This window comes from Pseudomonas chlororaphis subsp. aurantiaca (genome assembly GCF_013466605.1).
Taxonomy (GTDB): Bacteria; Pseudomonadota; Gammaproteobacteria; order Pseudomonadales; family Pseudomonadaceae; genus Aquipseudomonas; species Aquipseudomonas chlororaphis_I.
Genome location: NZ_CP059162.1, coordinates 5,908,657 through 5,921,599 on the forward strand (window position 1 = coordinate 5,908,657; position 12,943 = coordinate 5,921,599).

The 12,943-nt window shown below is 63.2% G+C and carries 11 protein-coding genes; 9 read left to right on the top strand and 2 right to left on the bottom strand.

Annotated features, from left to right (window positions below; genetic code table 11):
- Positions 1–86: 86 nt before the first annotated feature.
- The 5 genes from acs (at position 87) to H0I86_RS27025 (ending at position 8,403) form a co-directional block, all read left to right on the top strand.
- Positions 87–2,024, top strand: a complete 1,938-nt coding sequence (gene acs, locus H0I86_RS27005) for an acetate--CoA ligase (RefSeq protein WP_180922823.1) — start codon at positions 87–89, stop codon at positions 2,022–2,024.
- A 39-nt stretch (positions 2,025–2,063) separates the two neighbouring features.
- A complete protein-coding gene (locus tag H0I86_RS27010) occupies positions 2,064–2,930 on the top strand; it encodes an oxygenase MpaB family protein (RefSeq protein ID WP_023969383.1) in 867 nt (288 codons plus the stop codon).
- A 150-nt stretch (positions 2,931–3,080) separates the two neighbouring features.
- On the top strand, positions 3,081–4,259 hold the full coding sequence (locus tag H0I86_RS27015) for an acetyl-CoA C-acetyltransferase (RefSeq protein ID WP_180922824.1): 1,179 nt from the start codon (positions 3,081–3,083) through the stop codon (positions 4,257–4,259).
- A 95-nt stretch (positions 4,260–4,354) separates the two neighbouring features.
- Positions 4,355–5,371, top strand: a complete 1,017-nt coding sequence (locus H0I86_RS27020) for a class I SAM-dependent rRNA methyltransferase (RefSeq protein WP_180922825.1) — start codon at positions 4,355–4,357, stop codon at positions 5,369–5,371.
- A 113-nt stretch (positions 5,372–5,484) separates the two neighbouring features.
- Positions 5,485–8,403 carry a DUF748 domain-containing protein gene (locus H0I86_RS27025; RefSeq protein ID WP_180922826.1) on the top strand — a complete coding sequence of 973 codons (2,919 nt, stop codon included), beginning with the start codon at positions 5,485–5,487 and terminating at the stop codon, positions 8,401–8,403.
- Positions 8,404–8,605: 202 nt separating this feature from the next.
- Here H0I86_RS27025 and H0I86_RS27030 read toward each other — a convergent pair whose 3' ends face one another.
- The gene (locus tag H0I86_RS27030) at positions 8,606–8,962 is read right to left on the bottom strand and encodes a BON domain-containing protein (RefSeq protein ID WP_009050906.1); all 357 of its coding nucleotides are present in this window, start codon (positions 8,960–8,962) and stop codon (positions 8,606–8,608) included.
- 283 nt (positions 8,963–9,245) lie between these two features.
- The gene (locus H0I86_RS27035) at positions 9,246–9,662 is read right to left on the bottom strand and encodes a pilin (protein WP_009050907.1); all 417 of its coding nucleotides are present in this window, start codon (positions 9,660–9,662) and stop codon (positions 9,246–9,248) included.
- A gap of 365 nt (positions 9,663–10,027) precedes the next feature.
- On the opposite strand from H0I86_RS27035, the gene H0I86_RS27040 reads away from it, so the two are divergent.
- From H0I86_RS27040 to yacG, 4 genes are read left to right on the top strand one after another with little or no spacing between them, the layout of a single operon-like run.
- Positions 10,028–11,245: a type II secretion system F family protein gene (locus tag H0I86_RS27040; protein ID WP_180922827.1), complete on the top strand. Its 1,218-nt coding sequence runs from the start codon at positions 10,028–10,030 to the stop codon at positions 11,243–11,245.
- Between the two features lie 2 nt (positions 11,246–11,247).
- Complete coding sequence (locus tag H0I86_RS27045; RefSeq protein ID WP_180922828.1) at positions 11,248–12,120, top strand: prepilin peptidase; 873 nt, start codon at positions 11,248–11,250, stop codon at positions 12,118–12,120.
- Complete coding sequence (coaE, locus tag H0I86_RS27050) at positions 12,117–12,740, top strand: dephospho-CoA kinase (RefSeq protein WP_009045669.1); 624 nt, start codon at positions 12,117–12,119, stop codon at positions 12,738–12,740. The genes H0I86_RS27045 and coaE overlap by 4 nt, the downstream gene beginning before the upstream one ends.
- Positions 12,737–12,940, top strand: coding sequence for a DNA gyrase inhibitor YacG (gene yacG / locus H0I86_RS27055; protein ID WP_009045670.1), 204 nt, complete (start codon positions 12,737–12,739; stop codon positions 12,938–12,940). Before coaE ends, yacG begins: the two co-directional genes overlap by 4 nt.
- Positions 12,941–12,943 lie beyond the last annotated feature (3 nt).

Consider the following 12,943-nt stretch of genomic DNA (forward strand, 5'->3'; position numbering starts at 1 on the left):
TCGCCCAAGACCGCCCTCCCCTTGAACCCCTTCCGATCAAGGCGCATCTTTATCGCTTGTCGCTAAAACAAGAATAAGGAACCGTCATGTTCGATATCAGCATGTTCCCCCAAGCCGATGCCGTCCGCCGGGCTGCGCAATTGAGTCAGGACGACTACCAGCGGCTGTACCGCGAATCCATCGAGCACCCCAGCACCTTCTGGGCCGAACAGGCCACCCGCTTTCTCGACTGGAGCGCCCCCTGGCAAACCGTGCAGCGCTATGACCTGAAAACCGGCGCCGCCAGCTGGTTCGCCGGCGGCCAGTTGAACGTCAGCTACAACTGCATCGACCGCCACCTGGAAAAACGCGGCGATCAGGTGGCGATCATCTGGGAAGGCGACGACCCCGCCGAGTCGCTGCAAATCACCTACAAAAAACTCCATCACTACGTCTGCCGCCTGGCCAACGTCCTGAAAAGCCGCGGCGTGAAAAAAGGCGATCGGGTCTGCATCTACATGCCGATGATCCCCGAGGCGGCCTACGCCATGCTCGCCTGCACCCGTATCGGCGCGGTGCACTCGGTGGTCTTTGGCGGATTCTCCCCGGACGCGCTGCGCGACCGCATTCTCGACGCCGACTGCCGCACCGTGATCACGGCTGACGAAGGGGTGCGCGGCGGCAAGTTCGTGCCCTTGAAAAACAACGTCGACAAGGCCCTGCAAAGGTGCCCGAACGTCAGCACGGTGGTGGTGGTCGAGCGCACCCAGAACCCGGTGAACTGGGTCGAAGGCCGCGACCTCTGGTATCACCAGGCCCTGCGCGGCGTCGAAGACGACTGCCCGCCGCAACCGATGGACGCCGAAGACCCGCTGTTCATCCTCTACACCTCCGGCAGCACCGGCAAACCCAAAGGCGTGCTGCACACCACCGGCGGTTACCTGCTGCAAGCGGCGATGACCTTCAAATATGTACTGGACTACCGCGAAGGCGAAGTCTTCTGGTGCACCGCCGATGTCGGCTGGGTCACCGGCCACAGTTATATCGTCTACGGCCCGCTGGCCAATGGCGCGACCACCCTGATCTTCGAGGGCGTGCCCAGTTATCCGAGCAGTTCGCGTTTCTGGGAAGTCATCGACAAGCACCGGGTGAACATCTTCTACACCGCCCCTACCGCCTTGCGCGCGCTGATGCGCGAAGGCCCAGAGCCGCTGCAGCACACCTCGCGCAGCAGCCTGCGCCTGCTGGGCAGCGTCGGCGAGCCGATCAACCCGGAAGCCTGGGAGTGGTATTTCAATAGCGTCGGCGAGCAGCGCTGCCCGATCGTCGATACCTGGTGGCAGACCGAAACCGGCGGCATCATGCTCAGCCCGCTGGTCAGCGCCAGCCGGATCAAACCCGGCTGCGCCACCCGCCCGATGTTCGGTGTGCAGCCGGTGCTGCTGGACGAGCACGGCAAGGAAATCAGCGGCGCCGGCAGCGGCATCCTGGCGATCAAGGCCAGTTGGCCGGCGCAGATCCGCAGTGTCTACGGCGACCCGCAGCGCATGGTCGAGACCTATTTCAAACCCTACCCGGGCTACTACTTCACCGGCGACGGCGCGCGGCGCGATGAAGACGGCGATTACTGGATCACCGGGCGCATCGACGACGTGATCAACGTCTCCGGGCATCGCATCGGTACCGCCGAGGTCGAGAGCGCCCTGGTCCTGCATGACAGCATCGCCGAGGCCGCGGTGGTCGGTTATCCCCATGACCTCAAGGGCCAGGGCATCTATGCCTTTGTCACCCCGATGAATGGCGTCGAGCCCAGCGACGAGTTGAAGAAGGAGCTGTTGAGCCTGGTCAGCCGCGAGATCGGCAGTTTCGCCAAGCCGGAGTTGATCCAGTGGGCGCCGGCCTTGCCGAAAACCCGCTCGGGCAAGATCATGCGGCGTATCCTGCGCAAGATCGCCTGCAACGAACTCGACAGCCTGGGCGATACCTCGACCCTGGCCGACCCGAGCGTGGTCGAGGGTCTGATCGATAAACGCCTGAACCTCTGAGCGAGGCCTCGGGCCTCAACCAAGGAACAGCCAAGCGGTATGGAATTCATTCGCAGTCGTATCGAAACCCAGGTCATGAGCCTGGGTGGCCTGTCGCTGGGTCAGCTCGACCTGGACAACCCCAAGGGCGACCCGGGTCTGTTCGGCCCGGACGCTATCTGCTGGCAGGTGCATGGCGATTTCAGCAGCATGCTGATCGGCGGCATCAGCGCCTTGTTGATGCAGGCCCTGCATCCGCTGGCCCTGGCCGGGGTCTGGGATCACTCGAATTTCCGGGAAGACATGATCGGACGCCTGCGGCGTACCGCGCAGTTCATTTCCGGCACCACCTTCGGCTCGCGGCAGGATGCCGAATGGCTGATCGACAAGGTGCGCACCATTCACCTGCAGATCGTCGGCCACGCGCCAGACGGCCGGCCCTATGCCGCCAGCGATCCGCAGTTGCTGACCTGGGTGCATGTGGCCGAAGTCAGCAGCTTTCTGGCGGCGCATCTGCGCTATCGCAATCCGCAGCTGTCGCCTGCCGACCAGGACCGTTACTACGGGGAAGTCGCGCTGATCGCCGAGCGCCTTGGCGCCAGCGATGTGCCGCGCTCGCGCCGGGCCGTGGCGGCGTACCTGGCCGGGATGCGCCCCCAGTTGCTCTGCGATGAACGCAGTCGCGAGGTGCTGCGTTTGCTCTTGGCGGCACCTGCCCCAAGCCGCCTGGCCAAGCCATTTGGCTCATTGATGATGCAGGCCGGCATCGACCTGCTACCCGACTGGGCCAGCGCCATGCTGGGCGTCAACCAGGGTCTGCTGCAACGCCAGCTGATCCGCGCCAGCGTCAACCGCAGTGCGCCGATGCTGCGCTGGGCGGTGCGCAACGGCTCGATACATCGCGCACGCCGGCGCATGGGCCTGTAATACCCGACCGGGCGAACAGAACGCGACCCACCGGTTCGCGATTGGCAGCGTCGCGACCTTCTATGCAACCATTATTTTCCAAGTTCTCGCGCATCGATCACCTTCCCTAGTCGCCGACCGATGCCGCCAATGACAATGAGGATTCGCGCCATGCAAGACGTCGTAATCGTTGCCGCCACCCGCACCGCGGTCGGCAGTTTCCAGGGTTCGCTGGCCAATATCCCCGCGGTCGATCTCGGCGCCGCGGTGATTCGCCAGCTGCTGGCCCAGACCGGCCTGGACGGCGCCCAGGTCGATGAAGTGATCATGGGCCAGGTGCTCACCGCCGGCGCCGGGCAGAACCCCGCGCGCCAGGCCGCGATCAAGGCCGGCCTGCCCCACGCCGTGCCGGCGCTGACCCTGAACAAGGTCTGCGGCTCCGGCCTCAAGGCCCTGCACCTGGGCGCCCAGGCGATCCGCTGCGGCGACGCCGAGGTGATCATCGCCGGCGGCCAGGAGAACATGAGCCTGGCCAACTACGTGCTGCCCGGTGCACGCACCGGCCTGCGCATGGGCCATAGCCAGATCGTCGACACCATGATCAGCGACGGCCTGTGGGACGCCTTCAACGACTATCACATGGGCATCACCGCCGAGAACCTGGTGGAAAAATACGGCATCAGCCGCGAAGCCCAGGACGCCTTTGCCGCCGCCTCGCAGCAGAAGGCCGTGGCCGCCATCGAAGGCGGGCGTTTCGTCGATGAGATCACCCCGATCCTGATTCCCCAGCGCAAGGGCGACCCCGTGGCCTTCGCCACCGACGAGCAGCCGCGCGCCGGCACCACCGCCGAGTCCCTGGGCAAGCTCAAGCCGGCCTTCAAGAAAGACGGCACGGTCACCGCCGGCAACGCCTCGTCGCTGAACGACGGCGCCGCCGCGGTGATCCTGATGAGCGCCGCCAAGGCCAAGGCCCTGGGCCTGCCGGTACTGGCGAAGATCGCCGCCTACGCCAACGCCGGCGTCGACCCGGCGATCATGGGCATCGGCCCGGTGTCGGCCACCCGCCGCTGCCTGGACAAGGCCGGCTGGTCCCTGGAACAACTGGACCTGATCGAAGCCAACGAAGCCTTCGCCGCCCAGTCGCTGTCGGTGGGCAAGGAGCTGGATTGGGACGCGAGCAAGGTCAACGTCAACGGCGGCGCCATCGCCCTCGGCCACCCGATCGGCGCCTCGGGCTGCCGGGTGCTGGTGACCCTGCTGCACGAGATGCTCAAGCGCGACGCCAAAAAAGGCCTGGCGACTTTGTGCATCGGCGGCGGCCAGGGCGTGGCACTGGCCATCGAACGCTGATCTCCTCTCCTCTGTAGGAGTGTCGATCGAGCGCTCCTACAGGGGGTGGGCGAAGCTGGTAGACTGCCCCGCCCAATCATCCGCAAGGCGCCCGCATGTCTTCCTTGAATCAGGCGCTGCGCGCCGCCCTCGATCATCGCCAGGACCTGCTCGCCGAGCTGCATCAGCAAGGCACCGACTGCTATCGGCTGTTCCATGGCAGCCAGGAAGGCGCCGGGGGCCTGACCATCGACCGTTACGGCCCACAGCTGCTGGTGCAGAGCTTTCACCAGACGCTGGAACGCGAGGCCTTGCTGCAATTGCACGAGATCGCCCAGGAGCAGCTGGGCCTGGACACCCTGCTGGTCTACAACGACCGCTCTCAGGGCAATTCACGCATCGACCGCGAAGACCCGGTTTACCGCGCCGAAGAACAGGCGCTGCAAGACCTGGTCGGCCACGAATGGGGCTTGAACTATCGGGTACGCGGTCGCCATGCCGGCCAGGACCCGCTGCTGTTTCTCGACCTGCGCAACGCCCGTGGCTGGGTCAAGGCCCACAGCGCCGGCAAGAGTGTGCTGAACCTGTTCGCCTATACCTGCGGCGTCGGCCTGAGTGCCGCGGCAGGCGGCGCCCGCGAGGTGTGCAACCTGGACTTCGCCGAGGGCAACCTGGCGGTCGGCCGCGAGAACGGCCAGCTCAATCCGCAATTGCCGGCCATGCAGTTCGTGCAATCGGATTACTTCCCGGCGATCCGGCAACTGGCCGGCCTGCCCATCACCCAGCGCCGTGGGCAAAAGCTGCCCAGCTATCCACGCCTGGAACAACGCCAGTACGACCTGGTGCTGCTCGACCCGCCGGCCTGGGCCAAGAGTGCATTCGGCACTGTCGACCTGCTGCGCGACTATCAGAGCCTGCTCAAGCCGGCCCTGCTGGCCACCGCCGACAATGGCGTGCTGATCTGCTGCAACAACCTGGCGAAAGTCACGCTGGAGGACTGGCGCGAACAGGTGCTGCGCTGTGCCGAAAAGGCCGGGCGCCCGGTACGCGAATGGCAGGTGCTGACACCCGGTCGCGACTTCCCTTCCATGGACCAGCAACCGCCGCTCAAGACCCTGATCCTGCATCTCTGATCTCCCGCGAGGAATCTGAACAATCCTGTTTGCGACAGTCATGGGATTGTTTCGGAACCGGAAACGCATGCCATACTCCAACGCACTTCCGATTCAGATAGATGAAGCCTCGCATGTCCAAAGGATTGATCCGCGCTATCGGCGCCTTGTTGACTGCTCTCGCCCTGTACAGCCTGCTGGGCTTTCTGATTTTGCCGGGCATCGCCCTGCGGGTGGCCAATCAACAGTTGGCCAACTACGCGACGGTACCGGCAAAGATCCAGCGCATCGAACTCAACCCGTTCAGTCTCGAACTGACGCTCTGGGGCCTGAACATCGGTGAGCCGGGCAAGGAGCAAGTGGCCTTCGAGCGTCTCTACGCCAACCTGCAACTGGACAGCCTCTGGACCCGCGCGCTGCACCTGGCCGATATCGAGCTGGACAAACCCAAGAGCGAGATCCTGTTCGCCAAGGACGGCAAGCTCAACCTGCTGGGCCTGTTCAACCTGCCCGCCAGCGAACCGACTCCGGACGACCCCGAGGCCAAGCCGTTCCCGCTGCGTATCGAGCGCATCAAACTGGCGGGCGGTTATGTGCACTTCCAGGACGCGCGGCCCAGCGAGCCCATCGATTTCCTCTACGACAAACTCGATCTCGAGCTGAAGAACCTCAGCACCCTGCCCGATGACAGTGCCGACATGACTCTGGTCGCCGCGGGCCCCGCGGGCGGTCAGATCGATTGGAGCGGCAATTTCAGCCTGACCCCGATCGCCTCCGAAGGCACCCTGAAAGTCACCGACGGCCAGATGAAAGCCTGGTGGCCCTATGTCCGCGACGCACTGCCCCTGGTCCTCGAAGACGGCGTACTGAACCTCAACACCCGCTACAAGCTGAACCTGTCCAAGGAAACCGAACTGCTGCTCAGCGATGCTTCGGTAAGCATCGCACCCTTTGCCATCAAGGCCCCGGACGGTCGGCCACTGGCCCGCCTGGAGCGCCTGGACGTCAGTGAGACCACGGTCGACCTGGCCAAGCAGCAAGTGGTGGTCGGCAAGATCCGCAGCCAGAAACTGGAAACCTGGGCAGCCCTGGAAGCCGATGGCCAACTGGACTGGCAGAAACTGTTCGCCAGCCAGCCGGCCAAACCGGTGGCCAAGCCCGCTCCGGCCGCCGCCGATAGCCCGCAGCCGGCGCCCCCGGCGCCAAGCAAACCCTGGCAGGTGCTGCTCAAGGACGTGCAACTGCGCAATTACCAGGTGCACCTGGCGGACCGCCAGGCCAAGCCGGCGGTGGCGCTGGAGGTCGGGCCGCTGAACGTCGACGTGCAGAACTTCGACAGCCTCAACCAGTCGCCTTTCAACCTCAAGCTCGACACCGGGGTGGGCAAGCAGGGCAAGATCCTCGCCAGCGGTGTGGTCAACCTGCAACCGGTCACCGCCAAGCTGGCGGTGCAGACCAAAGACATCGACCTGCGAATCGCGCAGTCCTACATCAGCCCGTTCATTCGCCTGGAGCTGCGCAGCGGCATGCTCGGCAGCGACCTGGCGGTGGACCTGAAAAACATCGATCCCCTGACATTCAGTGTGACCGGCCGCGCCCAGGTCGACCAATTGCATACCCTGGACACCCTGAAAACCCGCGACTTCGTGAAATGGCAGCAACTGGTGCTCGAAGGCCTGAACTATCAGCACGGCGACAGCCTGACGATCAACAAGGTCAACCTGCTGCAGCCCTATGCGCGCTTCATGATCAACGATGACCGCACCACCAACATCGATGACCTGCTGATCCCGCAACCGGCCGACAGCGCGCCGAAAAGCGCCGCCAAGCCGGCCGCCAAGGAAAAACCCCTGGGCATCCATATCGGCCAGATCGCCATCAACGACGGTTCGGCCAACTTCGCCGACTTCAGCCTGACCCCCAACTTCGCCACAGCCGTCCAGCAACTCAACGGCCAGATCGGCACTATCGACAGCCGCCAGGCCAAACCGGCCAGCGTCGATATCAAGGGCAAGGTCGATCGTTATGCACCGGTCACCATCAAGGGCAGCGTGAACCCCTTCGATCCGATGGCCGCGCTGGACATCGCCACCAGTTTCAAACGCGTCGAACTGACCACCCTGACCCCCTACTCCGGCAAGTTCGCCGGCTACCGTATCCGCAAGGGCCGGCTCAACCTCGACCTGCACTACGTCATCACCAACGGCCAGCTCAAGGCCGAAAACAAAGTGGTGGTCGAACAACTGGAACTGGGGGAAAAAGTCGACAGCCCGGATGCCGTGAGCCTGCCCCTGAAACTGGCGGTCGCCCTGCTCAAGGATGTCGACGGCAAGATCTCCATCGAACTGCCGGTGACCGGCGACCTCAACAACCCGCAATTCAGCGTCATGCCGATTGTCTGGCAGACCCTGCGTAACCTGATCGTCAAGGCTGCCGCCGCGCCCTTCAAACTGATTGGCGGGCTGGTCGCGGGCAGTGGTTCGGAAGACCTGGGCAGCGTCTCGTTCGCCCCGGGCTCGAGCGAGTTGAGCCCGGAATCGGAAGCGGCGCTGGTCAAGCTGTCCAACGCGCTCAAGGAGCGTCCGGCCCTGCGCCTGGAGATCGAAGGTACCGCCGCGCAGAGCAGCGATGGCCCGCTGATCGCCGAGCAACGCCTGGAGCGGGAATACCAGTACAACTACTACAAGATGCTCCAGCGTCGCGGCGACAAGGTGCCGGCCCAGGCATCCTTGCTGAAGGTGCCGGAAGGCGAGAAAGGTCCGCTGCTGGAAGGCATCTATCGCACGCGCCTCAAGACCCAGCCACCGGCCGAATGGAAGGATCTGGGCAAGGAAGAACGCACCGCGAAAATGCGTGAAGGCGTGATCCAGTTCTGGAGTGGCAGTGATGCGCTGTTGCGCCAGCTGGGCCAGGAACGGGCCAGCAGCATCAAGGACTTCCTGGTGGACAAGGGCCAACTGGCGGACGACCGGGTCTACTTCATCGACGCCAACCTCGGCCAGGCCGAAAGCGACGGTCGGGTCATTACCCCCATGCACCTGGACGCCGAATAACCACCCTCCCCGCCGACCCGGAAACGGGTCGGCCCTGCGGTTCTCCCCGCCATAAATAGAACAGGCCCCGACACACTGTGCCGGGGCCTGTTCTGTCTACAAAAGGAGCCACCTCCCTGTGGCCATTCGCATGAACCTTCAAGGAAGCGGTAGATGAACCATCTACCGCCTCTTCTCCCTGTCCAGGAAAGACGCTTGCGGCTTACTCGGTTTTCAAACCGTCAGCCGATACCGCCTTCACGCCCTTGATATTCTTGGCGATGTTGACTGCGGTTTCTTTCTGCGCCGCGGTCAGAGCCGTGGTGGAGGACAGGGAAACCACACCCTTGTTGGTTTCGACCTTGATGTCGGTGCCAGGAATGCCTTTTTCAGTTACGAGATCCGCTTTGACTTTGGTGGTGATCCAGGTGTCGGAAGTGGCTTCCTTGGCCTTGGTCACTTCACCCGCCGCGAGCACCATTGGCGCCTGAGTAGCTTGAGTGGTCTGGGCAAATGCAACGTTAGCCATGGTCAGGGTCAGAGCGGTAGCAGTTGCAGCAGCGATAGCGAACTTCTTCATACGAGTAACTCCTGTTCTTCTGGAAAACCTGCTCCACGTCCTGGCAGCAGGGTTACTTAAGTAGATTGCAGGCGTTATGCCAAGTTCAGAAAAACAACAAACCCATTAAATATCAATTACTTATAAAAATAACGAAACACTCGCGATCATGCAAAATGCATGATCGGCAAGTAATCTGCATGCAAGTTGCATTTCCAGTGGCGAGCTAACCTCCTGAATTTCCGACATTTTCCCAGAAGGCGCCGTGGTTCGTGGCGTTTCACGCGCCGAGCAAGCACCGACCTCAACTGCCGCTGGCGGTGCAGCCCTTGGGGGAGTAATCGGCGGGGACAGTGGTGGTGCAGACCCAGCCATCGGCCGTGGTGCGAGTCAGGGTAACGGTCTTGTTCAGCACCGGCGCCGGTGCATTGAGGATGGTGCAGCCAATGCTTCCCGCTCCTGTGGAGGCGGAGCCCGCGGCGGTCATGGTGCAGTTCGACGTCGCCGCCTTGCCCCCCACCAGCTCCAGGGTCGGGTCGCTGCCCTGGTTCAGCACATCCTCGAAGTTGACCTTCAGCGCCGAGGCTTCGGCCAATGCCGCGGTGACCTTGGCCCGCGCCTGGTATTTGGAATACAGCGGCATGGCAAAGGTGGCCAGGATGCCAATGATCGCCACGACGACCAGCAACTCGATCAAGGTAAAACCTTTCTGATACTTCATTTATCTGCTCCAAGCAGGGGATATCCAGGGGTCTGGGCACTCACCAGACAGCCATAGCACAGCCTGTGCCAGCGCCTGCGGCCCCGGGCGAACGGGGTTTTGGCGGCACCGACCTGCGACAGTGAGCGCCAGAAGTCGCACTATCTGACACTTTTTGTCAGCCAAGTGCCCTGGGCCGGTCGTCGTGACGGGCTACGCTGTCACTCGACCCTCGATTGCATTCACTGCCCGCCGCCGTCCAAGGAACGTATCGGGCCATTCAAACTCTATGAGCCGGACACCGCGCCCCGTGCAGCGGTCCACTCGCTAACGCACAGGGCATTGCCGGCCCTGAAGACATCCATCACTACCCGGGACTCGACACCATGGCGGTCAAAGCAGCAAAAGTCAGTGTTTACCTGTGGGAAGGCACCGACAGGCAAGGCAGCAAACTACGCGGCGAATTGAGCGGCCATACCCCCTCGCTGGTCAGGGCCCAGTTGCGCAAGCAAGGCATCAGCCCGGCCAGGGTCAGGAAGAAATCCAGCTCGCTGTTCCAGCGCACGCCCCCGATCAAGGCCCGCGACATCAGCCTGTTCACCCGGCAGTTGGCGACCCTGATCAAGGCCGGCGTACCGCTGCTGCAATCGTTCGACATCATTGCCGAGGGCTTCGATAACCCGAACATGCGCAAACTGCTGGCCGAGCTGAAACAGGACATCGCCGCCGGCAGCAGTTTCACCAGCGCACTGCGCAAGAGGCCGCGGTATTTCGACGAGCTGTACTGCAGCCTGGTGGATGCCGGCGAGCAGGCCGGCGCCCTGGAAACCCTGCTGGAGCGAGTGGCGACCTACAAGGAAAAAAGCGAAAACCTCAAGACCCGAATCCGCAAGGCCATGACCTATCCCCTGGCGGTGATCTGCGTGGCGCTGGTGGTGACAGGGATCCTGCTGGTCAAGGTGGTGCCGCAATTCCAGTCGATGTTCCAAGGCTTCGGCGCGCAACTGCCGATGTTCACCCAACTGGTCATCGCCCTCTCGGAATTCGTGCAGCACTGGTGGTGGCTGCTGGCGGGCGCTCTGTTGCTCAGCGTGTTCGGCCTGCGTCATGCCCACCGGCGCTCACCGCGCTTTCGCCACTGGCTGGACGCGGGCCTGCTGAAACTGCCGTTGGTAGCGCCGCTGCTGTACAAGTCCGCGGCGGCCCGCTACGCCCGCACCTTGTCCACCACCTTCGCCGCCGGGGTACCGCTGGTGGAGGCCCTGGGCTCGGTGGCCGGGGCTACCGGCAATCAGGTGTTCAAGCACGCGGTGAACCGCATCAGGCAGGATGTGGCGACCGGCATGCAGTTGCATTTTTCCATGCGCGCGTCCGGTATTTTTCCCGGCATGGCTATCCAGATGACCGCCATCGGCGAAGAATCCGGGGCCCTGGACGGCATGCTGGAAAAAGTCGCGATTCACTACGAGGAAGAGGTCGATACCCTGGTCGACACCCTGAGCAGTCTCATGGAGCCCGTGATCATGGTAGTTTTGGGCACCCTCGTCGGCGGCCTGGTGGTTGCCATGTACTTACCCATCTTCCAACTCGGCACAGCGATCTGAACATGTCATTGACTGAGGTCCTGGCCAGCTACCCGCTGGTCTTCGTAGCATCGATGCTGGTCCTGGGCCTGATTGTCGGCAGCTTTCTCAATGTGCTGATCTGGCGTCTGCCAAAGATGCTCGAGCGCGACTGGCACGCCCAGGCCCGTGACATCCTGGGGCTGCCCGTCGAACCTGCCGGGCCGACCTATAACCTGTTGCTCCCGCACTCCCAGTGCCCTCACTGCGCGCATTCGATCCGCCCCTGGGAAAACATCCCGGTGTTCAGCTACCTGCTGCTGCGTGGACGCTGTTCCGCGTGCCAGGCACCAATCGGCCGGCGCTACCCGCTGGTGGAACTGACCTGCGGCCTGGCCTCGGCGTTCGTGGCCTGGTATTTCGGCTTTGGCTGGCAGGCCGGCTTGATGCTGCTGCTGAGCTGGGGCCTGTTGGCGATGAGCCTGATCGATGCCGACCATCAACTGTTGCCCGACGTGCTGGTGCTGCCGCTGTTGTGGCTGGGCCTGATCGTCAATGGCTTCGACCTGTTCGTCAGCCTCCACGATGCGCTGTGGGGCGCCGTGGCCGGCTACCTGTGCCTGTGGTCGGTGTACTGGTTGTTCAAGCTGCTGACTGGCAAGGAAGGCATGGGGCACGGCGATTTCAAGCTGTTGGCCATGTTCGGCGCCTGGGGCGGCTGGCAGATTCTGCCGATGACCCTGCTGCTGGCCTCACTGACGGGAGCCCTGGCCGGGATCGCCCTGCTGCGTCGCAACCGTGCGCAAATGTCCACGCCTATCCCTTTCGGTCCCTTTCTGGCCATTGCCGGCTGGATTGCCTTGCTCTGGGGTGGTCAAATAACCAGCTCCTATTTGCAGTTTGTCGGTTTCAGATGACCAAGCCTGTTTTCAAACCCTGGATCCTCGGCCTTACCGGCGGTATCGGCAGTGGCAAAAGTGCTGCGGCCCAGCACTTCATCGACCTGGGTATCCATGTGGTGGATGCCGATCACGCCGCCCGCTGGGTGGTGGAACCCGGCCGTCCGGCCCTGGCCCGCATTGCCGAGCATTTCGGCGACAGCGTGCTGCAGGCCGATGGCCAGTTGGACCGCGCCGCGCTGCGCAAGCTGATCTTCGAGGTGCCGCAACAACGCCTCTGGCTGGAAGCCTTGCTGCATCCGTTGATTGCCGATGAAATCGCCGCGCACCTGGCTCGCGCCGAGTCGCCCTACGCGATTCTGGTATCACCGCTGTTGATCGAATCCGGGCAATACGCGATGACCCAGCGGATCCTGGTGATCGATGTGCCGCAACAACTGCAGATCGAGCGGACCCTGCAACGCGACCGGATCAGCGAACAGCAGATCCAGGCGATTCTCAAGGCCCAGGCGACCCGTGAAGATCGCCTGAGCCATGCCGACGATGTGCTGGTCAACGACCGCGACCTCGCCTGGCTGCACAGCGAGGTCGAACGCCTGCATCACTTTTACCTTACCTTGCGTGGAGGCCAGTCATGAGCCAACCCCTGACCGTGGAATGTCCAACCTGCGGTGCGCCCGTGGAGTGGACCGCGAGCAACGTCAACCGTCCGTTCTGCTCGGACCGCTGCAAACTGATCGACCTCGGCGCCTGGGCCGCCGAAGAACACAAGATTCCGGTCAGCCCGGATGCCGAGGACGATCTGTTTTCCGACGACCTGCCGCCTCGCGCCCACTAAAGC